The sequence below is a fragment of the Paenibacillus sp. IHBB 3054 genome (assembly GCF_051594305.1).
Taxonomy (GTDB): Bacteria; Bacillota; Bacilli; order Paenibacillales; family Paenibacillaceae; genus Paenibacillus_AQ.
Map to the genome: position 1 here is coordinate 45,691 of NZ_JBOFBG010000007.1, position 22,577 is coordinate 68,267.

Annotated in this window: 24 protein-coding genes and 1 tRNA gene; 17 read left to right on the top strand and 8 right to left on the bottom strand. The window is 48.9% G+C overall.

Going from position 1 to position 22,577, the window contains the following annotated elements; genetic code table 11:
• Positions 1-20 precede the first annotated feature (20 nt).
• On the bottom strand, positions 21-476 hold the full coding sequence (locus ACQ76X_RS10610; protein WP_340899129.1) for a hypothetical protein: 456 nt from the start codon (positions 474-476) through the stop codon (positions 21-23).
• A 179-nt stretch (positions 477-655) separates the two neighbouring features.
• Here ACQ76X_RS10610 and ACQ76X_RS10615 point away from each other — a divergent pair.
• The 6 genes from ACQ76X_RS10615 (at position 656) to ACQ76X_RS10640 (ending at position 3,947) form a co-directional block, all read left to right on the top strand.
• Positions 656-739: transfer RNA gene (locus ACQ76X_RS10615), tRNA-Leu, on the top strand.
• Positions 740-991: 252 nt separating this feature from the next.
• A complete protein-coding gene (locus tag ACQ76X_RS10620; RefSeq protein ID WP_438493596.1) occupies positions 992-1,588 on the top strand; it encodes a TetR/AcrR family transcriptional regulator in 597 nt (198 codons plus the stop codon).
• Positions 1,585-2,451 (top strand): alpha/beta fold hydrolase, encoded by an 867-nt coding sequence (locus tag ACQ76X_RS10625; protein ID WP_438493598.1) that lies wholly within the window; start codon positions 1,585-1,587, stop codon positions 2,449-2,451. Before ACQ76X_RS10620 ends, ACQ76X_RS10625 begins: the two co-directional genes overlap by 4 nt.
• Before the next feature lie 161 nt (positions 2,452-2,612).
• Positions 2,613-2,816 (top strand): helix-turn-helix transcriptional regulator, encoded by a 204-nt coding sequence (locus tag ACQ76X_RS10630; protein WP_038589712.1) that lies wholly within the window; start codon positions 2,613-2,615, stop codon positions 2,814-2,816.
• Positions 2,813-3,235 carry a hypothetical protein gene (locus tag ACQ76X_RS10635; protein ID WP_438493601.1) on the top strand — a complete coding sequence of 141 codons (423 nt, stop codon included), beginning with the start codon at positions 2,813-2,815 and terminating at the stop codon, positions 3,233-3,235. The genes ACQ76X_RS10630 and ACQ76X_RS10635 overlap by 4 nt, the downstream gene beginning before the upstream one ends.
• A 55-nt stretch (positions 3,236-3,290) precedes the next feature.
• The gene (locus tag ACQ76X_RS10640) at positions 3,291-3,947 is read left to right on the top strand and encodes a hypothetical protein (RefSeq protein ID WP_438493602.1); all 657 of its coding nucleotides are present in this window, start codon (positions 3,291-3,293) and stop codon (positions 3,945-3,947) included.
• Here the strand turns inward: ACQ76X_RS10640 and ACQ76X_RS10645 are convergent.
• The 3 genes from ACQ76X_RS10645 to ACQ76X_RS10655 are packed head-to-tail and all read right to left on the bottom strand — an operon-like array spanning position 3,928 to position 6,111.
• The gene (locus tag ACQ76X_RS10645; RefSeq protein WP_438493604.1) at positions 3,928-4,605 is read right to left on the bottom strand and encodes a DUF7002 family protein; all 678 of its coding nucleotides are present in this window, start codon (positions 4,603-4,605) and stop codon (positions 3,928-3,930) included. The genes ACQ76X_RS10640 and ACQ76X_RS10645 overlap by 20 nt on opposite strands.
• Before the next feature lie 16 nt (positions 4,606-4,621).
• On the bottom strand, positions 4,622-5,776 hold the full coding sequence (locus ACQ76X_RS10650) for a DUF2812 domain-containing protein (protein WP_438493606.1): 1,155 nt from the start codon (positions 5,774-5,776) through the stop codon (positions 4,622-4,624).
• The gene (locus ACQ76X_RS10655; protein ID WP_038599360.1) at positions 5,773-6,111 is read right to left on the bottom strand and encodes a PadR family transcriptional regulator; all 339 of its coding nucleotides are present in this window, start codon (positions 6,109-6,111) and stop codon (positions 5,773-5,775) included. The genes ACQ76X_RS10650 and ACQ76X_RS10655 overlap by 4 nt, the downstream gene beginning before the upstream one ends.
• Positions 6,112-6,352: 241 nt before the next feature.
• On the opposite strand from ACQ76X_RS10655, the gene ACQ76X_RS10660 reads away from it, so the two are divergent.
• From ACQ76X_RS10660 to ACQ76X_RS10685, 6 genes are all read left to right on the top strand, one after another.
• Complete coding sequence (locus ACQ76X_RS10660) at positions 6,353-8,083, top strand: response regulator (RefSeq protein ID WP_438493608.1); 1,731 nt, start codon at positions 6,353-6,355, stop codon at positions 8,081-8,083.
• Positions 8,084-8,142: 59 nt separating this feature from the next.
• Positions 8,143-9,990: a sensor histidine kinase gene (locus ACQ76X_RS10665; protein ID WP_438493610.1), complete on the top strand. Its 1,848-nt coding sequence runs from the start codon at positions 8,143-8,145 to the stop codon at positions 9,988-9,990.
• A 168-nt stretch (positions 9,991-10,158) separates the two neighbouring features.
• The gene (locus tag ACQ76X_RS10670; protein ID WP_342440358.1) at positions 10,159-11,070 is read left to right on the top strand and encodes an ABC transporter permease; all 912 of its coding nucleotides are present in this window, start codon (positions 10,159-10,161) and stop codon (positions 11,068-11,070) included.
• Between the two features lie 24 nt (positions 11,071-11,094).
• Positions 11,095-11,970 carry a carbohydrate ABC transporter permease gene (locus ACQ76X_RS10675; protein ID WP_038589718.1) on the top strand — a complete coding sequence of 292 codons (876 nt, stop codon included), beginning with the start codon at positions 11,095-11,097 and terminating at the stop codon, positions 11,968-11,970.
• Positions 11,971-12,063: 93 nt separating this feature from the next.
• Positions 12,064-13,629 (top strand): extracellular solute-binding protein, encoded by a 1,566-nt coding sequence (locus ACQ76X_RS10680; protein WP_438493612.1) that lies wholly within the window; start codon positions 12,064-12,066, stop codon positions 13,627-13,629.
• A 26-nt stretch (positions 13,630-13,655) separates the two neighbouring features.
• A complete protein-coding gene (locus ACQ76X_RS10685; protein ID WP_438493614.1) occupies positions 13,656-15,047 on the top strand; it encodes an FAD-dependent oxidoreductase in 1,392 nt (463 codons plus the stop codon).
• A gap of 22 nt (positions 15,048-15,069) precedes the next feature.
• Here ACQ76X_RS10685 and ACQ76X_RS10690 read toward each other — a convergent pair whose 3' ends face one another.
• Positions 15,070-15,912 (bottom strand): YihY/virulence factor BrkB family protein, encoded by an 843-nt coding sequence (locus ACQ76X_RS10690; RefSeq protein WP_438493616.1) that lies wholly within the window; start codon positions 15,910-15,912, stop codon positions 15,070-15,072.
• A 90-nt stretch (positions 15,913-16,002) separates the two neighbouring features.
• Between ACQ76X_RS10690 and ACQ76X_RS10695 the strand changes: the two genes are divergently transcribed.
• Positions 16,003-16,308 (top strand): aldo/keto reductase, encoded by a 306-nt coding sequence (locus ACQ76X_RS10695; protein ID WP_438493618.1) that lies wholly within the window; start codon positions 16,003-16,005, stop codon positions 16,306-16,308.
• Here ACQ76X_RS10695 and ACQ76X_RS10700 read toward each other — a convergent pair.
• Entirely contained in the window at positions 16,250-16,732 is a 483-nt protein-coding gene (locus ACQ76X_RS10700) for a hypothetical protein (RefSeq protein WP_438493620.1), read from the bottom strand. The genes ACQ76X_RS10695 and ACQ76X_RS10700 overlap by 59 nt on opposite strands.
• Before the next feature lie 182 nt (positions 16,733-16,914).
• Between ACQ76X_RS10700 and ACQ76X_RS10705 the strand changes: the two genes are divergently transcribed.
• Positions 16,915-17,844, top strand: coding sequence for a hypothetical protein (locus tag ACQ76X_RS10705; RefSeq protein WP_438493622.1), 930 nt, complete (start codon positions 16,915-16,917; stop codon positions 17,842-17,844).
• An 84-nt stretch (positions 17,845-17,928) separates the two neighbouring features.
• Positions 17,929-18,588 carry a type A chloramphenicol O-acetyltransferase gene (gene catA, locus ACQ76X_RS10710; protein ID WP_438493624.1) on the top strand — a complete coding sequence of 220 codons (660 nt, stop codon included), beginning with the start codon at positions 17,929-17,931 and terminating at the stop codon, positions 18,586-18,588.
• Between the two features lie 119 nt (positions 18,589-18,707).
• Here catA and ACQ76X_RS10715 read toward each other — a convergent pair whose 3' ends face one another.
• Positions 18,708-19,568: an SDR family NAD(P)-dependent oxidoreductase gene (locus ACQ76X_RS10715; RefSeq protein ID WP_438493626.1), complete on the bottom strand. Its 861-nt coding sequence runs from the start codon at positions 19,566-19,568 to the stop codon at positions 18,708-18,710.
• A gap of 214 nt (positions 19,569-19,782) precedes the next feature.
• On the opposite strand from ACQ76X_RS10715, the gene ACQ76X_RS10720 reads away from it, so the two are divergent.
• Positions 19,783-20,877 (top strand): glycerol dehydrogenase, encoded by a 1,095-nt coding sequence (locus tag ACQ76X_RS10720; protein WP_438493628.1) that lies wholly within the window; start codon positions 19,783-19,785, stop codon positions 20,875-20,877.
• 98 nt (positions 20,878-20,975) lie between these two features.
• Positions 20,976-21,809: a divergent polysaccharide deacetylase family protein gene (locus ACQ76X_RS10725; protein ID WP_438493630.1), complete on the top strand. Its 834-nt coding sequence runs from the start codon at positions 20,976-20,978 to the stop codon at positions 21,807-21,809.
• On the opposite strand, the gene ACQ76X_RS10730 is transcribed toward ACQ76X_RS10725, so the two are convergent.
• Positions 21,796-22,572 carry an N-acetylmuramoyl-L-alanine amidase gene (locus ACQ76X_RS10730; RefSeq protein WP_438493632.1) on the bottom strand — a complete coding sequence of 259 codons (777 nt, stop codon included), beginning with the start codon at positions 22,570-22,572 and terminating at the stop codon, positions 21,796-21,798. The genes ACQ76X_RS10725 and ACQ76X_RS10730 overlap by 14 nt on opposite strands.
• Positions 22,573-22,577 lie beyond the last annotated feature (5 nt).

The following is a 22,577-nucleotide window of genomic DNA, read 5'->3' on the forward strand; positions in this document are numbered from 1 at the left end:
TTATATACTTCATTATGCTATTAGATGGACATAGCCATCTGTTCGACGCTGTCTTCCTTAGGGAGAACAGTGAGCTCGGGATTTAATCCGAGATAAGCGCGCATGCGCAGCATCATTTCATTGCGGAATCCAGGCCACGGGATGTTGATCTCTCCCACATAACCGCGGCAGGCATATTGTGCTTCAACGCCGCGCTGATCCTGGCGGATGGTGGTGATCTTCAAATGATGTGAAGCCAGCTCACGGGTTACCTCTTGCAGCATTAGCGAGGTCTTCTTGGTTGCGCTGGACACCAGTTCCATGTAAAGCTGAGGCGTCTTAAACAGACCACTCTTGCCGATCACCCGGCAATCCCGTTCAAATACTTTATGAATAAACGTTAGCAGCAGATAGCTTCTGACAAGGGACAATTCGTCTTTGGTTATATCTTCAGGAATAGCTGGTGTGATTAGTGTGCTTCTCTTGGTAGTCGCCATTATAAATCACCTCATTTATATTATGCGAACCTTTGTTCTTATTATACCTCTTATTCATCAATAAAAGCAATATTTAACCAAAAATTAATGAAACCAATGAAAAATTAAAAAAGATTGACTCTGATTTCTCAGTATGATATGATCTATCTTGTGACCGCGAAAGCGAGTCATCATAATATGCGGTCATGGCGGAATTGGCAGACGCGCTGGCTTCAGGTGCCAGTGGTAGCAATATCGTGGAGGTTCGAGTCCTCTTGACCGCATCCTGTTTTACAAATAAGACCCTTCCTTGGAAGGGTTTTTTCTAATTTGTCTGGCTTAGTATATTTAGGCGAATTGAACGTGCCGCCAGCGTTAGTTGCCTTTTCTCCTGGCATGTGAACGTCTTTGTTCAGCTCTTATGGAGTATAAGAACCCGGGGCAAGAAAACAGGGATGCCTATTGATTTCAAGGAGTGAAAACGTTATTATATGACTATAAAGACAAAAACGGTCATAGAGTTTTAAGGAGGCGGCATGGCGAAGAAATTTAGCGATAAAGAAAAGGAGATCATACAGGAAAGGCTCCTAAGCAAGGCTGAGATATGCTGGGGAAAGTATGGAATTAAAAAAACCAGCGTGGACGAGCTCGTCAGAATGGCGGGTATATCAAAAGGTGCCTTTTATTTATTTTATCCATCAAAAGAACTGCTTTTTTTCGATGTTCTTAAAATCGTTGATAAACGTATAAAGAATGCAATGCTTGAAGCATTAAAAACCTCTAATGAGCCCCCAAAGCAGAGTTTTATCCAGGGTCTTAAGCAAATGTTTATAGAGGTCCAGAAAAACCCGTGGATTCTAAATCTTCAAAATGGTGATTACGAGCTTCTGATCCAAAAGCTGCCGGAAGAAACCGTTAAAGAACATCTATCGGATGACGAGGACGAAATCTCAATGCTCTTAAAGTACCTTGAGGTTGAATGTGATATAGGCTTTGTATCATCAGCGATGAGAGCGATATTTTTCACAGTACTTCATAAAAATGAGATTAGCGTAGAGCATCATGAAGAAGTGGTGCATTTCTTTATCGAAAGTCTTGCGGAGAGGATTTTTGAAGGGAGGGTGGAGCGATGAAGTCAATCTATAAAAGTCCCTTGGGTAAAGAAAAAATACTTGGTATCTATGACAAGCTACAATCCCAGCTGGATACGAAATTTGAGAGCCGATACGTGGATACGCGATTTGGCAAAACCCATATTTTAGTCGGGGGTGATGAAACGGCACCACCCTTAATCTGCTTTCATGGAGGAAATGTAGTAAATCCAATAACGCTCAAGTGGTTTGAACCTCTGTCTAAGATCTATCGTATTTTTGCGCCAGATACCATCGGACATCCGGGCAAAAGTGATGAAATCCGGCTCAATCCCAAAACAAATGAATATGCTGAGTGGGTTTGTGATTTTATGGATGGTCTGGGTCTAGCGAAGGCGAAATTTATTGGCCCCTCGTACGGAGGCGGAATACTTATACGTTTGGCTGCCTACGCACCTGAGCGTATTGAAAAAGCTGTATTTCTTGTACCTTCAGGTATTGCGGGAGGTAAAATGATCGGCATGATGAGGAAGATACTTATTCCGCTTGCTGTATATAAAGTAATTTCTACCGATAGGAATTTATATAAGGCTTGTGCAGCAATGTTCGATGATGAAATCCATGATGATTTGTTGTTGCAGATACAATACATATACGATTATGTCCGGTTGGAAACGGTATTTCCCAAGTATGCAACCAAGGAAGAGTTGATGGCGTACACCGCACCTTCCTTACTAATTGTCGCAGATCAAGATATATTTTTCCCTGCTGAACAGGTTGTTCCAAGGTCGAAAGAGATTTTTAATCATCTGCAAAAAATTGTTGTCCTGGAAAATGCAAGCCATTTTCAAAACAACAGAAATCTTGAAGCTATTATAAAGGAAATAGAGGATTTTTTTGAATAGTTCTGCCCGTATTAGCAGGCTCTTGATTTGGCAGTGATGCCATCAAGGGCCTTTTTTATATTTATTAGAGTTATGAGGAAATGGAAAGTGTGCTTTACATTGGAAAAGGTGAATGTTATTATTATGGAAAGTTAACTTTCCGTAAATAGTGAGGTGAAAGCATGGAAAACAGATTGGAGCAGCTTCGCAAGGAGCGGGGGATCAAGCAGGAGGAGCTTGCCGAGGCATTAGAAGTTTCACGGCAGACCATTGGTTCGCTCGAAAATGGGAGATATAATCCGTCCATTATTCTAGCCTTTAAAATTGCCCGCTATTTCAAGCTGGCCATTGAAGATATTTTTATCTATGAGGAGGAATCGGAATGAAAATGAACAAGACAGTTTGGCTGTTTACTATTCTGCTGCTGCTTGGAGGTACTCTGACTGTAGTCGGACTTCTGGTGATTGATGAAAGTACAGAGAAGCTTGCTGGGATATGTGTGGGGATAGGCTCGGGGCTGTTCAGTATGAGTGCCGCTAATCTTATCGTTCAAGGGTATTATCGGAAGCACCCCAAGCTCAAAAAGCAGGCTGTGATTGATTTCCGCGACGAACGCAATACAGCTATCCGGATGAAAGCCAAGGCCAAAGCCTTCGATATTATGTTTGTGGTCATGATTACACTGCCGTTTCTGTTAATCTTTGCAGGGATTTCTCTATGGGTGGTGTTGACCACCATTGGCCTTTATTTATTTGGCTATTTCACGCAGCTCTTCTACATGATTAAATACAGCAAACAGATGTAGCCGATCTAGGAGAAGCGGGAATACAAGGAGTTACTTACGTTGGAGGGATATCACAATGGAGGATGCTGTGAAGAACAGGATGCATTGGGAATTAACCTATATTTTTTTTCTTACGGCGCTTTTGACGACATTGGCGGGAATTGTTCGTGAGTTGCCACATGCAATTGCTATTGCCGGATTCACAGCTGCGTTTGCGGCAAATATTTGGATCTGGAAGAAGAGTATCAGCAGGACTGTTATTTATCTGCACAATGGTTTGAACATCGTCTGCGCACTATTTCTGGCATATATGCTGTCAGCCTACGTATTCGTCTCGGAGAGTGCAATTATTGGTGCTGCCCTCGGAGTGGTGGTAATGGATGTGTTTAGTTTCACCAAGAGAGGGCGATTCACGCTTAATGCCAAACTAATGGGACAAAACAATACAGCCGTGCGGCTGTCCATCTGTCTTCCGGTTTCCGGGAAACGGGGGCTGATTCCGGTCATTGGTGTGGGGGATTTGGTCTTTTATTCGATGCTGACAATGGTTGCATTGAAATCGGACAGTGAGTTCGGTCTGTTATTTGCTGTACTGCCCATCCTGGCAGGGCAGCTGCTGAACATTGCCATCATTCTTGCTGTAAAAGATAAAAAGGGATTCAAAGGCTTCCCGGCAACCTTAATGCCCGGATTGTTGTTTATTGTTTTTTATATTACAGGTATCCCGGCATAAAAAGCGGCTTCCAGACCCCGGGGACTTGCCCGGGGTCGGAGCAATATACCGTCTGCAGATAGCGGCTTACCGGAGTCAATTGCTGTTCAACCAGCACTTCTTTGATCTCGGAAGGTTTTGTTGGGATCGAATGTCCGGCAGCTTCCATGAAACGTTCAATGGGCAGCAGCATCCCGCAGCTCTTGCGGTAAGACATCCTGTGGGGATAACGGGGGGAGCTCCCGGAGTCATATTTGGACAGCTTGATATGCTCAAAATGATCACTCAGCAGTTCATAGGCGGAGAATTTCAGAATGGCAAAATGTTCGCCGGGTTCTCTGCGGGAGTACATAGCAGCCATGGCAAGGCAATCACGCTCTGTCGGCCACAGGAAGACATGCCGGTCAAGGCAGGCGCGGAATTGCTCCGGCGTTGTTTCCGGGTCCATGGCCTCGGGAGTGATCCGCAGATGGGCATTTAACCAGACTGAGCGGCCTTGATAACGGGTCTGCTGCAGCGTCGCCCGGTGCACACCGCATGCATGCTCAGGGTCCAAAAGCACGGATGCGGCCAGTCTGTCCAGTCCGGCAATAGCCGGAAGATTGCGTGCTCTGGTGAAATGGTAGAGCGAGCGTCTTAACGGGCTTTTAGTGATAGCTGCTAGCGTGGTTGTTTTCATATTGGCATTTTGTCCTTTACGGTCTACTGTTTTTGAGACGCCGGTAATACAGCCAGGTTCTGCCCGCAAACGACCCGAAGAGGAGAATGCAGATGAACATTAGCGAAGTGTTCCATGCCCGGGAAGCGGTGATTCCGTCATTTAGCATGCCATCAATGAATGCCCCCAAATTCACGCTATAGAGCAGAAGCATCGGGAGGAATAGCGAAGTGTAGCTGATGGCGATTTTTCGGGCGTGCTTCAAGCGGTGGAATTGATCGCTGTATATTTCAGGGCGCTCAGCGCCTTCCGAATATTCCCGGCTCCAGATCGTCCATTTCTGCAAGGAGGAGAGGGAACTGTAGACGTTCTTCCAGCCGGCTTCCCTATGCAGCTCTAAATAACCTTCATCGGAAATCACTTGATAGTCGGCATGATAGTTCATCCGTCGTGGGCTGCCTTTGCAGAAATAGAACAGCGTCCCGCCTGGACCGACTTTACACAGATTAAATCCAAGCCGTTCTTTGTTCTCAAGCCACTGCTCCAGCCGGTCCGGAGCGTACATCCAGCCTAGTTTGATCCGGATGATCTTGGGTCCGGCAGGGTCGGGCTGTACGTCAAGTTCGTAGCTGTCTTGATTGTCCCCGCGTAATGTTTTATTGGCTGCCCTGATCTTGATAACGGAATAGAACGCGAGTACCAGCAGAGCAATGGCGAAGGCTGCAGCGATATAGGTAACCAGCCACATGGGGCTTTTCACTACCCGTAGGGGTGTATCCTGCGAAAGGGAAAAACCTATCGTGATTAGCGGAATTAGTGCAATTAATAACAAATAAACGATAATCGCCATGAAAAAATAAGAAATCTTCCGGTTTCGCTTGATCGCTTCCTGGCGGGAGGGGTAGGCGTTGATTTGGCCGGGTTGCCGTTCATTGGCATAAATGGTCCACTTCCCTTGATGCACGTTCCTTGTCCAGCCCTCAGCGGCCAGATAGGTGGACAAGGAGGTTTGAGCTGATGGAGCATACCCGATTTGATAGGTAATGTTACCCGGCTTACCCTGCCGGAAAATAAACCGCCGAAGTTTAATATTCCATCCTTCAAGCAGCCATCCCTGGCTGGCCATCTCGGTCAGCCAGATTTCTGTTTGGAGTAAGTCGTAGCTCCAGAAAGGCCGAAATACAGTCTTCATAAGAATTCCTCCTCGCAGTTAATCGCATTGTTGTGCAGTTCTTTCAATCTGCCAATTTCTACGGTCATCACTTTTTTTCCAAGCTCCGATACCTCATATACCGTTTTTCTCTCTTCATCGGCAAATACGGTGATCAAGCCGTCTTTATTCATTTTGGTCAATGTTCCATAGACCGTACCTGACCCCAGTCTGAGCCGTCCGCCTGACAATTCTTCAACATGCTTGATGATTCCGTATCCGTGGCGCGGTTTGGTCAGGGACAACAGAATGTAGAATGCTGTCTCGGTCATCGGCACGTACTTTTTAAGTGCTTTTTCAATGGAGGACACCAGGATCACCTTTTTCCCAAAATATATGTCTCATCGTGACTATGTCATAACGTGACTATATCACGACGTGACTTATTATGCAAAGAAACTTTCCCGGGAAATAAGAAATGAGGGGAATGACAAATCATTAATCCTACTTTGTATTATTTTTGCAGGAGAATATCTTAATCGGTTGAAATTTTTTACAATGAAATAAGGTATTTAATTCTGTGAAACAAATAATCTCATATAGAGAGGAACTGATACTATGAAAACATTAGTCATTGTGGATGATGAGCCCTCGGTGGTGAACGGGCTGCGCACTTATGTAGACTGGGCAGCACAAGGGATTCAATTGATTGGAACCGCGGATGACGGAGATACAGGGCTTATGCTCATACGTGAGCTTAGGCCGGATATTGTGCTGACGGATGTGCAGATGCCTTCCATGGACGGAATTACGATGGCTGCGGAGGTCCGTGCACTGCTGCCGGATGCCAAAATTGTGTTCATCAGCGGGCATAACGATGCAGAGTATTTGAAATCGGCGCTGCAGATGCATGCGGCTGATTATATTTTTAAACCAGTCAGCAGGAAAGAATTGTACGCCGTGATGGAAAAAGTGACTGCTGCACTGGATACGGAGAGGCGGGAGCGGGACCGGGTAAAGGAAATGCAGGTTAAGCTGACCCAGAGCATGCCGCTGCTGCGCGAGAAATTTCTGCTGTCGGTGGTCAGCGACAACATCAACATGGCCCAGGTGCAGGATAAACTGCAATTTCTGGGACTGTCGCTGCTCTCTGCGGACAGCTATATCATTATGGTCATCGTAATTGATGATGTTCCGCAGGTAATGGATTCCCGCAGTGAGCGGGATAAACAGCTTTTGTCCTATACGGTGCTGAATATCATTCAAGAGTTAACGGATAAGCAAATGCGCGGTGTGACGTTTGAGAAGGAGCCGGGAGAGTATGTCGGCATTTTGCTCACCCGGTCTTTTGGAGGGCAGGGGGCGGACCGGGAGATCAAACCGGAGCTTGCGGGCAGGGCGGCAGATGTTCTAGATGCAGTGCCCCAGCCAGGAGAAGCTGGTGAAAATGCGGAGCTTTCAGCTGACCGCTCTCCCGAGAACGAATTGCTGCTGCTGGCGGAATCGATCCGCGACAATCTGCGGAAATGGCTGAAGCTGAGCGTAACCATCGGGGTGGGGGATGGAGTAGGCAGCCTTTCTGAGGTGCCGGCCTCCTATAAGCAGGCAAGAGCTGCCGCCGACCAGAAATGGTATCTGGGTAAAAATCGCATTCTGACGATGGACAACATTGAGTCCGGAGAGAATCTGCGTTACCGCTTTGAGCCGGAATGGAGCGAACGCGTAATCACCGCTCTTAAGTCAGGCGATCAAAGCCGGCTGCAGGGGGAACTGAGTGGAATCTTTGGCCTGCTGGAGCTGAACCGGGGGCAGGGCTCCCGTTACGCGCAGAATGTCAGTCTCCACCTGATTCTGCAGTCCAGCCAGGTGCTGCTGGAGCTGAACGGCATGACGGCAGAGTGGGAGAAACGGGAAATGGAAGCCTGGAAGCTGGTTATGCGCCAGGAAACGATACAGGATTTGCTGCGGTATACGGAATCGTATTTGCGGCATGTCTGTGATTTTGTGGAGGCCAAACGCAGCGGGAAGTCCAGTGATGTCATTGAACGGGTCCGCCGCCTGATCGGAGAGCGCTATGCAGACAATTTGACGATCGCCGATATTGCAGCAGGTGTATATCTCAGTCCTACCTATGTAAGGCTGCTGTATAAACAGGAAACGGGCGAAACCGTATTTGAATATTTGACCAAAGTACGGATTGAGAAAGCGAAAATGCTGCTAAGAGATCCGCAGAACAAATTTTACGAGGTCTGCTATGCCGTAGGTTATACCGATCCCAGCCATTTCAGCAAGCTGTTCAAAAAAATGACCGGGAGCACACCCAGCGCCTACAGAGAACAGCAAAATTAGAACTTGAGCCTCCCATGGGCGATACGACAAAAAGGCCGGAGAAACGAGGTGTCACCTTTATGAAATTGGGATGGAGTTATCTGACTGGACTCGGACAGGGGATTCTGGCCGCAAGAAAGTGGCTGCTTGTCTATGCCCTGCTAATCTTGCTGCCGGTGTCCATTTTACTGGCTTCCTTCTATCAGCGGTCCAATGAAATTCTGGAACAGGAAGTTACCCGTTCGATGCAGCTTACACTGAAGCAGGCAGGGCTGAATTTAACCTACAAGCTGGAACACATCCGCGACAGCAGCAATTCGGTGTTTATGAACCAAATCCTCTACGATAATCTGCTCCAGAAAGCCAGTATCACGGAGCAGCTAAAACAAATTAAGGAGCTCCGCAATCTGGCCGAAACCGCACAGGAGAATGAGGATATTTTCCGCCTGCGGTTTTTTGTTGATCCTTCCCGCCTGTATGCCGGAGACCGGATTAATCTGTATTCCTTCGAGGATGCAAAGCAATATCCATGGTATGAATCGGTGATAGAGGCTGGTGGGGGGATGGTATGGACCGGTGTTTACCAGGAGAAGTATAACGACATTGGTAAAAAGAATATTTTCTCCGTTGCCCGGATGCTGCGCAATCCCCAGGAATATGAAGAGATTGTAGGTATTCTCGTGATGGATGTGTCCGAAGGTCTGATCGGGGAGATTATGTCGGAGCTGCAGTTCTCGGACAAGTACGCTCCTTTTCTATCGGATGCCAGCGGCAGATTGATCTACAGTTCAGATAGTGCCGGTCTGAATAAGTCGGATAATAAAGCAGGGAATTTGCAAAAGGACGCGGATGTCCTGCCTAAAGAGCTGTTTGATACCATCGAACACTCGGAGGAAGGCATACTGAAGCGCTCGTTAGGCCGTGAAGAAGTAAACGTAGTGTACACCACCATCGGAACGACTGGCTGGAAGCTGGTCGCACAGGTATCGGAGCCTGAGATTTCACACAGGGCTACAGCGATGAATCAGTTCACCAGTATTGCTACACTCGCGGGAATTACGGTTTTGTTCCTGGTACTGGTCTTTGTTCTCTTCATGTTCATGATTCAAGGCATGCAGCGCAGAGTACAGATGATTCTCAAAATGATCCGCAAGGAAGGTATCGGCTGGCTGGAAGACCGCCGTTCTATGCCTGATGGTGATTTCCGGCTGCTGGAGCGCAGCGTGGACCATCTTATTCACAAGGTCAATAACTTGATGGAAGAATCGTATCAGGCCAAGATGCAGGAGCGGGAGGCTCAGCTTCGCACACTTCAGGCGCAGATCAATCCCCATTTCCTGTACAACGCCCTGGATATGATCAACTGGTCGGCCATTGCCCATGACGCTGAGGACACGAGCCAGATGATTGAAGCGCTGGCCCGTTATTTCCGGCTCAGCCTTAACCAAGGGCGGGACAACGTCAGCATCGTGGATGAGCTGAATCTGGCCAAGGTATTTCTGGAGATTCAGCAAAACCGCTTTCCGTCCACGTTTACGTTCACCATTCATGCGGAACAGGGGCTTGAACAATATATGATGCCGAAGCTGACGCTGCAGCCTCTGGTGGAGAACGCTCTGCTTCACGGCATTCGCAAGACGAAGCAAAAACAAGGGGTAATCATAATCACAGCAGCTCTTGAGCAGGGGGATATCGTGCTGACAGTCTCTGATGACGGGACCGGTATGAGCCAGGATCAGGCCAACCGTCTGCTGATCGATCACTCTGCCGGGAGTCAGCCGGGCGGTTCAGAGGGCTCGTTTGGGCTCTATAATGTCAATGAAAGAATCCGCTATTTCTCAGGCAACCGCTATGGATTGTCCATTGAGACGGAGATCGGAAAGGGAACCCTCGTTACTGTGAGATTTAAAGCGGTTTCATCAGAATAGTTTCTGCAGCTTTTTTTACAGTCGCCTGAGACCAGAAATAATCGCTTTACCTCCTACAACAGGACCGGGGCCGATCTTTATAATTAACCCATAAACAGTTGGGGGTGAGTCATCTTGGGCGCAGGTGTCACGGATTTGAACCCGAAGAGCAAGGTTAAGCCAACCAGAATCAGGTCCGCAAGCAGGTGGAGATATGCATGGAGAAACAGGGATTACTATGTACTGCTGATCCCCGGATTATTGTTTCTCCTGCTCTTCAAATATACACCGCTTTACGGGGTGCTGATTGCTTTTCAGGATTTCAACATTTTTGAAGGCATCAAGGGCAGTGAGTGGGTAGGGCTTGAGCAGTTTCATAAGCTGATCCAGTCGGAAGAATTCGGAAGGGTGTTTATGAATACGCTGTTAATCAGCGTTTATAAAATTGTGATACTTTTTCCGGTTCCTATCTTCATCGCGCTGGTGCTGAACGAGGTTCGGCTGATGTTCTTCAAACGGACGATTCAGACGATCATTTATCTTCCGCATTTTTTGTCTTGGGTCATTATCTCTGGCTTATTCGTGACCATCCTCTCTACATCGGGCGGGCTGGTCAACAACATCATCCAGTGGTTTGGCGGTGAGCCGATCAGTTTTTTTGTCAGCAATGAGTATTTCCGCAGTCTCGTGGTGTTTACCGCAGGCTGGAAGGAAACGGGCTGGAATGCTATCGTCTTCATTGCCGCCATTGCCGGTATCGATCAGGAGCAATATGAAGCGGCTGCCATTGATGGGGCAGGTAGAATCCGCCGGATGCTGCATATTTCCATTCCGGGAATTCTGCCGACGGTGGTGCTGATGTTCATCCTCCGTCTCGGTTCAGTACTCGACGCGGGTACAGAGCAAATTCTCACAATGTACAATCCGGTGGTATATGAAACAGCTGATGTCATCGGAACCTTCGTGTACCGAATCGGTCTCGGCAAGATGGACTACAGCTTCAGTACTGCAGTCGGGCTGTTTAACTCCGTCGTCGGTTTCATCCTGATTGTCTCAGGCAACTACATCAGCCGCAAGCTGCTTAAGCGCGGAATCTGGTAATCCGGGAAGGGAGAGAAGATAACAATGACCAAACGAACCAAAGGAGATCTGGTGCTCGATATCTCCGTGTATGTCTTCCTGATCGCCCTGGGGATTATTATGCTTCTGCCGCTACTGAACGTGTTATCCAAATCGGTCAGTGAAGAATGGGCAATCACTTCCGGCAAGGTGGGCATCCTGCCTGTGGGATTCCAGCTTGACACTTTGAAGGAGGTTATTTCCTCCTCGATGTTCATACGCGCATTCTGTGTATCCATCGGTGTCACTGTAGTAGGAACGGCTATTTCGATTCTGATGACTGCACTTACCGCGTACCCGTTATCCAAGCGCAATCTGCCGGGGATATCCTTCATTATGGTGCTGTTCATCTTCACTATGCTATTCAACGGAGGACTGATTCCCAATTATCTGCTGATGCGCCAGCTGCATTTGATCAACAATCTGTGGGTGCTGATTCTGCCCGGGATGATCAGTGTCTTTAATATGCTGGTTATCAAGAGTTATTATGAGAGTCTTCCCGAAGCACTGGAGGAATCGGCACGGATTGACGGTGCCAAGACGTACACTATCCTGTTCCGGATCATCCTGCCGCTCAGCATGCCGGTTATCGCCACCATTGCCCTGTTCTATGCCGTGGGCTTCTGGAATGATTACTTTGGCCCGATGATCTATATCAACGATACCGCGCTTAAGACTTTGCAGCTGTATCTGCAGGATGTTGTAATGGATGCCAGTGCGGCCAATGCCGTGAACAAAAGCGTGGACGATCTCATGAATATGTCACCGGAAGGCATACGCGCAGCGACTGTGGTAGCTTCCACTGTCCCGATCCTGTTTGTGTATCCGTTTCTGCAGAAGTATTTTATCAAAGGGGTGCTGATCGGCTCTGTAAAAGGCTGAGCTTTGTCCCCGCAGCTTACGCTATGAAGCCGCTCTTTGACAGAGCGTTTCATATACAGCATCACCCCATATCATTGGAGGAGGGTTATAAGGATGAAATATAGAAAAGGATTGTCTCTCATGATGTGCACTGGGCTGCTGCTTGCAGCAACGGCCTGCGGTTCATCGGGCAACAATGGCAACAACGGCAACAATGAGAGCAAGGGAACAGAGGCTGGGGCAAAAGCTCCGGCGGCTACAACCGCTGCAGTAACTGAAAACGATTCCAAGCCTGAGCTGAAATCGCTCAATCTGTGGTCAAAGGATGATTACAATACTTATCCGCTTGCCAAGGTCATTGAAGAACAGACCGGCTACAAGGTGAAATACGAAATGCTTCCGGCGGACAAAGCGATGGATAAGCTTAACCTGCTGATTTCCTCCGGCGAGCCTTATGACATCATTACCATTTCCGGTGAAAAAGCTGTGTATACCGATTATGCCAAAATGGGTGCCCTGGTGGATCTGGGACCGCTAATTGATGAGTTTGGTCCCAATATTAAAGCATCCATCTCGGAGGCGTCCTTTGATGCCATGAAGGTAGAAGGCAAAATCTACGCTATTCCGAACAGTTCTTCGCAGTTTGCCGGGGCTGATCTGATGATCCGCCAGGATTGGCTCGACAAGCTGGGACTTAAGATGCCGACGACGCTGGATGAATTTACGGCAGTGCTCAAGGCGTTCAAGGAAAAAGATCCCGGCGGCAACGGCAGCAACGGCGCACCGATGTCAATTGACGGTGCGCTCGCAACAACAGCCAATATTACCGGTGCCTTCGGGATTGGCACAAGCTGGAACCAGGTCGACGGCAAGCTGGTGCCGACACCGCTGCACCCGGGATTCAAGGAATATTTAACTTATATGTCCGGTTTGTATAAGCAGGGTCTTCTGGACAAGGAATTTGCAGTAAACAAGGATGCTACCCTGAAGGAGAAGTTCACCAGCGGCAAGGTGGGTGTGATTCAGCTTCCCTGGTATGACATTCCGGGCATTGCCGATGCACTGGCTGCAAATTTCCCGGATGCCAAGTTTGCTTACCTTCCTGCCTTAAAAGGGAAAGACGGGCAAATGGGACTCGGGATGAGCGGCGGGTTCGACCGCATTACCTTTATTCCGAAATCTGCCAAACATCCGGAAGATGCGATTAAATGGATCAATGCCAAGCTGGAGAAAGAAACGTTCAAGCTGATCGCCATCGGAGAGGAAGGCAAACATCATACGTTTAAAGATGGCGTGTACAGCCCGATTCTGCCGCTGTTCACGGATGAACGGGGCAATGCCAGCAACTATCTGACCGGTATCGACGAAAAGCTGTATCCCATCTATTGGCAGGCCCGTGTCCAGAAGGATGCACGTCTGTTTGCCGGCTTCTCCTTCCTTAACAATGAGCTGCCAGCAGAGGCCAGAATTTCCGATCCGCTTGCGCTTGCTCCGTCCCTGCCGGAATATTCCAAGAGCAATGCTTCACTGGGTCAGATGATCAATGATTTTGCCGTCAAGGTAATCGTAGGTGAGGAGTCCCCTGATGCGGTAACAACATTTGTTGAAAAGTACAATGCAGCTGGCGGAGAAGCGAGTGTCAAAGAAGTTAATGACTGGTATGCGGCATCCGCTAAATAAAAGGCTGAGTATTTGGAGGAAACAGAATGAAAACCTACAGGATGCGGAGCAATGAAGTTCCGCTCCAGGACAATTGGGATGTGATCGTTGTGGGCGGCGGCCCTGCGGGCTGCACGGCCGCCGCTGCCGCCGCGCGTGAAGGGGCAAGAACACTGCTGATTGAAGCGACGGGAAGCCTTGGCGGAATGGGAACCTCGGGACTGGTGCCGGCATGGTGTCCATTCTCCGACATGGAGACCATCATCTATAGAGGGCTGGCGATGAAAGTATTTGAAGCCCTGAAAGCTCAGATGCCGCATGTTGACAAGGATGCGATGGACTGGGTGCCGATTGAACCGGAGAAGCTGAAGGTCATCTATGATGAGCTGGTTCAAGAAGCCGGTGTAACTGTATTGTTCCAGACCCTGCTTGGCTCTGTGGAAACCGGTGAAGACGGCAGAGTGGAAACACTGATTACAGCCAGCAAAAACGGCCTGCAGGCTATGCAGGCCAAGGTATATATCGACTGTACAGGAGATGCCGATGTTGCGGCTTGGGCAGGGGCGGAATACCTCAAGGGCGATACCGAAACCGGTGACCTCATGCCGGCCACGCATTGCTTCAACCTCGGGAATGTGGATGAATATGCTTATCTGAACGGACCGCTGCTGCATGGCAATAATAAAACCAGTCCGATCTATGACATTCTGCGGTCCGGCAAATATCCGTTGATCCCGGATTCGCATATCTGCAACAATATGATTGCTCCCCGTACGGTAGGCTTCAACGCCGGCCATTTATGGGAAGTGGACAACACGGATGCCTTTTCGGTATCGGCTGCCCTGATGCAGGGAAGGAAACTTGCCGCAGTTTACAGGGATGCGCTTGCCGAGTTTATGCCGGCTTCCTTCGGCAGCTCTTTTGTAGCCAGTACAGGTTCATTAATGGGAGTGCGGGAGACAAGAAGAATTACCGGGGATTACGTACTGAGTGTGGATGATTATGTGAACCGCCGCAGCTTCGCGGATGAAATCTGCCGCAACAGCTATTTCATTGATATCCATGGGACGGAAAAGGAAGAGAAGCAGGCTGGAGGCAAGCAGGAAGTCATTAAACGTTACGGTCCGGGCGAATCGCATGGCATTCCTTACCGTTGTTTGACCCCGCGGACGTTGAGAAACGTCCTGGTCGCCGGGCGTTCCATCTCCTGTGTGCGCGAGGTCCAAGGCAGTGTCAGAGTGATGCCGGTCTGTCTGGCCATGGGCGAAGCCGCCGGGATTGCCGCAGCACTGGCAGTGAAGCTTCCTGACAATGACGTGCATGCCGTGGATATCCCTACCTTGCGCAGACGTCTGCAAGAAGAAGGAGCATACCTGCCGGAGATAGCCGGGGCAGACGCCGTCAAACCGCACGATGAAGCGAAGAATGGTGTAGTTTAAAATGCCTCAGCCTCACCGAAATCTATTTGCGGATGGGCCTGCGATTGAACAGGAGCGCATTGATCTCGCCGCCGACCAGTATAATGATTGAACTGATGTACAGCCAGATCAGCAGGATCATGACGCCTCCGAGACTTCCGTAGGTTTTGGTGAAATCGCTGAACTGGTTGACGTAAATGGAGAAGAGAATGGAGGTTATGATCCAGCCGATGGTGGAGAACATCGCGCCGGGCATGACCTCTTTTAGCGTAAGCCTCCGGCTGGGTGCAATCCAGTAGAGCAGAGTGAACACGACGAACAGCACGAACAGCGGTACGATATATTGCAGCAGATCCCATACCTTCTGTAGCCCGTAGGGCAGATCAGCGAGCAGAAAAATCTGTGTCTTCAGCCAGCTCCCCAGTACGAGCAGCAGAATGCTGAGCAGAACAACAACACCGATGATCATGGTGGCCAGGAAAGCAATCCCCCGTATTTTCCAGAACACCCTGCTCTCATCAATATCGTAGGCGCGGTTAAGCCCTTTGATGATAGCGTTGATGCCCTTGGAGGCAGCCCACAGTGTGGCCAGCATCCCGAAGGACAGCAGGGCCTCACTCCGTCCCTCGGATACATCCTGCAGAATCTCTTCAATAATAGAGACGGCTTCGGCAGGCATGATCTGCTGCAGCTCCGCAATCCTGTCCTCGATAGAAATATGGGCGTAACCGATCAGCGTCATAATAAAGATCAGGAAAGGAAACAGGGAGAGAATCAGATAGTAAGTCAACTGCGCACTGATACCCTGCACATCGTCGAGTTTGATTTTTTGGAACAGCTGCTTCATAAAAGAGAACACACCTGCGGCATCCTTAGTCTTGTTCATAGTTCACTCCTCTACCCGCTTTTTCTTTTATGTTATGCATGTACATATTTTTAATATTAACATAACCGCAAATTTTCCAACGGTATGCCCATGGGTGGAGGGCTGAACCAAAGCGGAAACTCCAGATTGTGGATTAGACAAGAGGTGGAGCACAGTCTGCGGCGGCTGCAAACCGATTATATCAACCAGTACCAGCTGCACTGTCCAGACCCGCAGACTTCAGTGGAAGAGACGCTTGGCGTATTAACCGACCTTATTCGGGAGGGGGGATTCTCTTCTGCTCTTAATAACGGCAGGAATTTTCATGAAGCACTGACCTCCAAGAAATGGTTATCGCTCAATAGCTTATTTTACCCGTTACCATTATTTTGTTCGACTCCTTATCCCAGTAAATAGACTTTTCTAATGCCAGAATTGCATCCCGTAGTGGGAGGAGCGTTTCTCCATCTTTTGAAACAATCGTTTGATGTTTCATTGTAATGCTCTTAATAATTTCTTCCTCAGCTTGCTTTGATTGTATTTCAACTTTCTTCGAGTTAAAAAACCAGGCGTAAAATTCATCGGATGCTCCCTTTTCGGAAAAATGCGTAACAAAACTAACTGATTTTTCATCCTTAAATACCCAAGAATTCAATGCGTCCATCATACTTGAAAGGGTTTCAATACTGCAATAGACATGATTTTCCCTAATAATAAATTGAGATGCAGAATAATCAACTGAATTCGCCACGATATGGAGCGGAGTGGCCGCATAGATATTTGTTGTGGAAAACGGTAATACAAGTAGCAAGGATATAGCCGTTATCAACTTCTTAAACATCGTGTCACCTCACAAGTGTAATATCAATGTTTCCTCTAGGACTCAGAGATAGAGATTGTACGTCATTTTAAAAATAATGAGTGATGTCATAGCTATTTACATAGCGGGTTTTGTTTAATACAAGTATATACTTTAGCTCCAAAGACTTACAGACCGATCTAATTACAGGAAGGAGAATCATAATGAGTTTGCCGCTTACGGATTACAACAGAATTCGCAGCTGGTTTTACCGCAATGCCCGCCCTTTGGATCTCGCCAGATGGAGGTTCCATTTCGAAGAAGGGCCTTTGTCCGCAGTGTTGGAGGCCTTAGCTGCTTATCAGAATGAAGACGGCGGTTTTGGACATGCGCTTGAAGCCGACTCATGGAATCCAAACTCCACACCGATTCAGACAGCGACAGCGGTAGAGAAGTTACTGGAAGTTCATTTTGATGACCGGACCCATCCGATCGTTCAAGGGATGATGAGGTATCTGGACAGTGGAGCCGAGATGGATGAAGGTATCTGGAGGAATGTAGTGGACTCCAATAATGATTACCCTCATGCACCATGGTGGCATACGGATTCGAACAGCACTGCCCGCAGTATGTATAATCCGACAGCGATTCTGGCCGGGGCAATCCTCAAATTTGCCGACAGAGACAGCCGGCTCTATAAACAAGGCATGCAAATTGCCAAAGATTTGGCAGGCAGGTTTCTGGAGCATCCCGATATAGAGATGCATCCGCTGAAATGTGTGCTCACAATGCTGGAGTGTATCTCTGCCGCTAAGGTCGAGGAGCATTTCGCTTATCCGCAGCTAATAGTAGCTGCCAGAGCCCAAATCGCAGTGCTGCTGGCACGCGGAGCCGGGGATTGGAACGGATACAGCTGCAGACCTTCTGCATTTATCAAAACTCCGGATAGTTTGGGTGCGGCGGATCACGCAGCGTTGGTTCAACAAGAGCTGGACTACATATTGAGCACCCGAACTCCGGAGGGAGTTTGGAATTTGACTTGGAGCTGGGCTGCTTATGAGAAAGAATTTGCGGTCGCCGAAAACTGGTGGAAAGCGAGTATTGCGATTGAAAATTTGCTGCTTCTGCGCGATTTTGGTAGATTGGGCGGCTAAAAGGATTGTGATGAGGATATGGTGAAATCAGTCGAACTGACCTCCTAAAATGAAAAATGCAATAATTTTAGGAGGTCAGAATATATGAATTTCAATCACATTGTCATGGATAACTGGAGTAGAAAACCCTATTTTGAACATTATTTAAACAATGTCAGATGCACCTATAGCATGACGTCAAATATTGACATAACCCGTCTACTGTCAGAACTTAAGAGTAAGGGGATTAAGCTGTACCCGGTACTAATTCACATGATAACTACGGTGGTAAACCGCCATAGTGAGTTTCGCACATGTTTTGATTCTGAAGGCCGGTTAGGTTATTGGGACAGCCTGTCTCCTAGCTTTACAATCTTCCATGATGATGATAAGACTTTTTCAAGCATCTGGACTTTGTACGGTGAAGATTTTGGTGATTTCTACAGCCGCTATCTTGATGATATGAAGATGTACGGAAGTGTTAAACAATTTGCCGCTAAAGCGAACGAACCACCTAACACCTTCCCCATTTCTAGCATTCCGTGGGTCAGCTTCACGGGCTTTAACCTGAACGTGTATAACGAGGGAACCTATTTGCTGCCCATCTTTACAATGGGGAAATATTTTCAGCATGACAAAAAAATACTGTTGCCATTATCGGTACAATTCCATCATGCCGTTTGTGACGGCTACCACGCCAGTATGCTGTATAATGAACTGCAATTACGCGCAGATACCTATAAGGATTGGTTGCACAACAATTAAATTGCCATCATTTCCGCTAACGGGGATCGATAGTTAAAAATAAAGGGCTCCACATATTATTTCATAATATGAGGAACCCTTTATTTTTTTCAACACATCCTAGCCTGTACAGTTCATTATCAAGAGTTGCTGTAGGCAGGAACATACTCATGTTCATAAATGGCCTGCACTTTTTCCAGAACCTTGCGGCTCTCGGAGGCGAACTTCAGGTTGCTCACCTCGTCTTTGACGAGAAATACTCCGGGCACATGGCTGTGCTTGCCGAAAGCTGCTTTGTACAGAAGACCGGCCCCGTAGCTGGGATGGGGGAAGAACAGCTTGATAATCGGCTTCAGATAAAAAGGTAAACCCGATTTTTTGCCGCTGCGGATCGTATTATTGCCCCCCGGGTCTGCGCTGCGGATCATTATTCCTTCAGCGTCTAGCTGTGTGGAGATTTCTTTGGTCCAGAGTGAAAGCGCCATTTTGGAAGTAGCGTAGGGGCCGAACAGTTTTTTGAAGGATGACGGACGCTCCAGGGTATCCGGATTAAATTCCTTCAGTGTCAGAACCGCATTGGATGCAGTATTGATCACCGTTTTATGAGTTCCTTTCAGGAGCAGTCCTTTTAGTTCCATCATTATAATGTACGGGACCACTGTTTGCAGCTCAAAGTGCAGCTCCCGCCCCTGCTTGGAATAACTCAATTCCGCAAAGCTGCCGCCGGCGTTGTTGAACAGCAGATCGATCCGGAATTCAGCCGTGACAATCTCCCCGAGCGCTTTACCCAGACTATGAAAATCTGAAAGGTCCGCCTTATAAATCCGCAGCCGCTTGCTGCTTAGTGCTTCAAGGATAGGGGCATCATCTTCGGGAAATCCTGAGCGGATAAGTGCGATCACCTCCCAGCCTTCACCCAGCAGTTTGCGGGTCAGCTCCAGGCCAATTCCGTTGTTGGCTCCTGTAATCAGCGCGGTTCCGTGCTGTGTTTGTGTTGTCATAGCAATCTCTCCTCATAGTGCAGTAATAGTGGCCTTAGGCCTGACGGTGGATGATGCGCTCATTGTATAACTTGGAGCCGGCTCCAAGTCAAGGAGAGATGGGCAATTGAATAGATTAGGGGATTAGAAAAATGCAGAGGATGTCTGCTTTGTCCTTGCCGGGCGGCGGGTTCTTCCTTAGACTGATAAGGATTGGAAAAAGGAGGAACCTTAAATGAATCAAGTCATCTATTCCCCGTCAAAATATATTCAAGGCGGCGGTGAAATCTCGAAGCTGGGCGCTTATTGCAGACAAATGGGAGCCACAGGGGCTTATGCCATTGTAGATCCTTACATCCTCTCTACCTACGGAAATGATATCGTCAGCAGCTTTGACGCTGAGTCCATGCCGCTTGTTCAGCGTGAGTTCAAGGGAGAATGTTGTCTAAAGCTGGTGGAGCAAATTGTTGCGGAGCTGGACTTGGACGCGACAGGTGTAATTCTGGGCATCGGCGGCGGCAAAACACTGGACACGGCCAAAGCCGTAAGCCGTTATACCGGATTGCCGGTGGTCATTGTTCCGACAGTGGCTTCTACGGATGCGCCCTGCAGCGCCTTGTCGGTACTTTATTCGGAGGAGGGCGAATTTTACCGCTATCTCCCTCTGCTGCAAAGTCCCAATGCCGTAATCGTCGACGTAGATATTATTGCTAAAGCCCCTCCGAGATTGTTGGCGGCAGGAATGGGCGATGCGTTGTCCACTTTTTTTGAAGCGAGGGCTTGCCGTAATTCCGGCGCTGTGACCCATGCAGGGGGACAGAGCTCAATCGCCGCATTTGCGCTGGCGCGTGCTTGTCTGGATACGCTTCTCGCTGAAGGAGCTATGGCATTGGAGGATGCCCGCAAAGGAATAGCCTCGGCGGCTGTCGGCCATATCGTGGAAGCGAATATTTACCTTAGCGGCATCGGCTTTGAAAGCGGCGGACTTGCCGCCGCCCATGCCATTCATAACGGCCTGACTGTGCTTGAGGAATGCCGGCATATGCTTCACGGGGAAAAGGTGGCGTTCGCCACGCTGGCGCAGCTGATGCTGGAGCATGCAGCGGAGGAGGAGATCGCTGCCGTCGTTGCTTTCTGCCGGGAGGTCGGCCTGCCTGTAACGCTTAAGGAAATGGGCCTTTCTGGAATGGAGCCGGGGAAACTTATGACTGCGGCCCAAGCCAGCTGTGAGGCGGACAGCCCGATGGCAAATATGCCGTTTGAGGTATCCCCGCAGGATGTATATGATGCAATCATTGCCGCTGACCGCCGGGGGCAGCAGGCCGGATAACGATTGTTAATTATTGCGTACCTGTCCCGTACATATTTCTCCTTCAGGTTCCAAACAATGAGAACAATGGCACCATAGCATCGAAGGAGGAGATCCTCTTGAAAAAGAGCAATCATACGGGCAAACGCACCATTCTGTATCCATTCATTACTGTTGTCGCATTGATGACGGCGCTGGTTCCGGCCGCTGCAACTGCGTACGGAACATCTGCTGATTCAGTTTCACATCACGCCAGGGTAGCCATCATTGTCGATGATTTCGGCAATGACATGCGTGGTACGGAGGAAATGTTCAAATTGCCGGTTAAGATCACAGTTGCCGTAATGCCGTTTCTATCGACTACAGAGAAGGATGCACGGCGCGCACATGAGCTGGGCTTCGATGTGCTGGTGCATTTGCCGATGGAACCGAAGCAAGGCAAACCCGAGTGGCTGGGTCCGGGTGCGGTTCTGACCCGGATGAGCGATGCCGAGGTACGCAAGCAGGTCGAGGCTGCACTGGACAATGTTCCTTTTGCCGTGGGAATCAACAATCACATGGGCTCCAAGGTGACCGGTGATGAGCGGGTGATGGGCATTGTGCTGGCGGTATGCAAGGAACGCGGATTATTTTTTGTGGACAGCCATACGAATTACCGTTCGGTAGCCGGCAGAATGGCCCGGGAGATCGGATTGCCGCCCGTGGAGAATCATATCTTTCTGGACGATGTTCATACGGCAAGCCATGTCGTGAAACAAATGCGGCTGGTGCAGGAAAGGGCTCTGAACCAGAACTATTGTATAACGATCGGCCATGTTGGCATCCAGGGCAAAGAGACCGCTGCGGGCATCCGCAGCGGCATTGGCGAAATAAAGGACAGTGTCGAGTTTGTAGGCATTTCCGAACTGGTCCGGGACGAATGGCAATGGAACTCGAAGCCTACACTTCCATAAGATACCCGGCAATACCGTTAGCAATCGCTTCAGCAATTTCCTCTTGGCCCTGCGGACTGCAAAGCTTCTCGCGGTCGGTCGGGCTGCTCACAAATCCCGCCTCAACGATCACTGTTGTGGCGGTTATTTTATTGAGCAGATAAAACGGCTTGCCTTGCCTCGGGGTTTCTTTCACATCATAGAGATGGTTGAGCTGGTCCTGTATCGATCTCGCCAGCAGGAAGCTGCGGCCCTCCTTACGGTACAGCACTAGTGGCCCGTGTTTGGAAGGGGAAGCGGCCCAGTTAATATGAACGCTAACCACCACATTTGCCGGAAGCGTCTCGGCCAGCTCCTTGCGCTGGGCAAGGTCCCGCAAATGGCGGGAGGAGCTACGCAGCCAGCGGTTCTCATCGCTGGGGGCATAGTCGCCGGTCCGGTTAAGGATCGCATCAAAGCCGTCACTGCGCAGCAGCAGGAACAGCCGGCGGGAGATGGCGAGCGTGATATCCTTTTCAAGGATAGTGCCATATGATGTCCCCCCGTCAATTCCCCCATGCCCGGCATCAATCAGAATGATCCGCTGATCGTGGCCGAGCATATGCTGGCGCTCTTCTTTCGCCCCGGCTCCTGAAGGCACCGGAGACGCCTGCACAATTCCTGCATTTCTCAGGGGAAGCATAAGCAGCAGGGCGGATGACACGATAACGAACAGCCGGCGCAGTGTCCCGCTTCCCCGGGTGGTTTGGTTTCTGGTTTGGTTCAGGTAGTTCAAGTAGTTCAAGTGGA

Coding starts and splice junctions, on each gene's coding strand:
- ACQ76X_RS10610 (WP_340899129.1), bottom strand. CDS start 476: ATGGCGACTACCAAGAGAAGCACACTAATCACACCAGCTATTCCTGAA.
- ACQ76X_RS10620 (WP_438493596.1), top strand. CDS start 992: ATGGCGAAGAAATTTAGCGATAAAGAAAAGGAGATCATACAGGAAAGG.
- ACQ76X_RS10625 (WP_438493598.1), top strand. CDS start 1,585: ATGAAGTCAATCTATAAAAGTCCCTTGGGTAAAGAAAAAATACTTGGT.
- ACQ76X_RS10630 (WP_038589712.1), top strand. CDS start 2,613: ATGGAAAACAGATTGGAGCAGCTTCGCAAGGAGCGGGGGATCAAGCAG.
- ACQ76X_RS10635 (WP_438493601.1), top strand. CDS start 2,813: ATGAAAATGAACAAGACAGTTTGGCTGTTTACTATTCTGCTGCTGCTT.
- ACQ76X_RS10640 (WP_438493602.1), top strand. CDS start 3,291: ATGGAGGATGCTGTGAAGAACAGGATGCATTGGGAATTAACCTATATT.
- ACQ76X_RS10645 (WP_438493604.1), bottom strand. CDS start 4,605: ATGAAAACAACCACGCTAGCAGCTATCACTAAAAGCCCGTTAAGACGC.
- ACQ76X_RS10650 (WP_438493606.1), bottom strand. CDS start 5,776: ATGAAGACTGTATTTCGGCCTTTCTGGAGCTACGACTTACTCCAAACA.
- ACQ76X_RS10660 (WP_438493608.1), top strand. CDS start 6,353: ATGAAAACATTAGTCATTGTGGATGATGAGCCCTCGGTGGTGAACGGG.
- ACQ76X_RS10665 (WP_438493610.1), top strand. CDS start 8,143: ATGAAATTGGGATGGAGTTATCTGACTGGACTCGGACAGGGGATTCTG.
- ACQ76X_RS10675 (WP_038589718.1), top strand. CDS start 11,095: ATGACCAAACGAACCAAAGGAGATCTGGTGCTCGATATCTCCGTGTAT.
- ACQ76X_RS10680 (WP_438493612.1), top strand. CDS start 12,064: ATGAAATATAGAAAAGGATTGTCTCTCATGATGTGCACTGGGCTGCTG.
- ACQ76X_RS10685 (WP_438493614.1), top strand. CDS start 13,656: ATGAAAACCTACAGGATGCGGAGCAATGAAGTTCCGCTCCAGGACAAT.
- ACQ76X_RS10690 (WP_438493616.1), bottom strand. CDS start 15,912: ATGAACAAGACTAAGGATGCCGCAGGTGTGTTCTCTTTTATGAAGCAG.
- ACQ76X_RS10695 (WP_438493618.1), top strand. CDS start 16,003: ATGGGTGGAGGGCTGAACCAAAGCGGAAACTCCAGATTGTGGATTAGA.
- ACQ76X_RS10700 (WP_438493620.1), bottom strand. CDS start 16,732: ATGTTTAAGAAGTTGATAACGGCTATATCCTTGCTACTTGTATTACCG.
- ACQ76X_RS10705 (WP_438493622.1), top strand. CDS start 16,915: ATGAGTTTGCCGCTTACGGATTACAACAGAATTCGCAGCTGGTTTTAC.
- catA (WP_438493624.1), top strand. CDS start 17,929: ATGAATTTCAATCACATTGTCATGGATAACTGGAGTAGAAAACCCTAT.
- ACQ76X_RS10715 (WP_438493626.1), bottom strand. CDS start 19,568: ATGACAACACAAACACAGCACGGAACCGCGCTGATTACAGGAGCCAAC.
- ACQ76X_RS10720 (WP_438493628.1), top strand. CDS start 19,783: ATGAATCAAGTCATCTATTCCCCGTCAAAATATATTCAAGGCGGCGGT.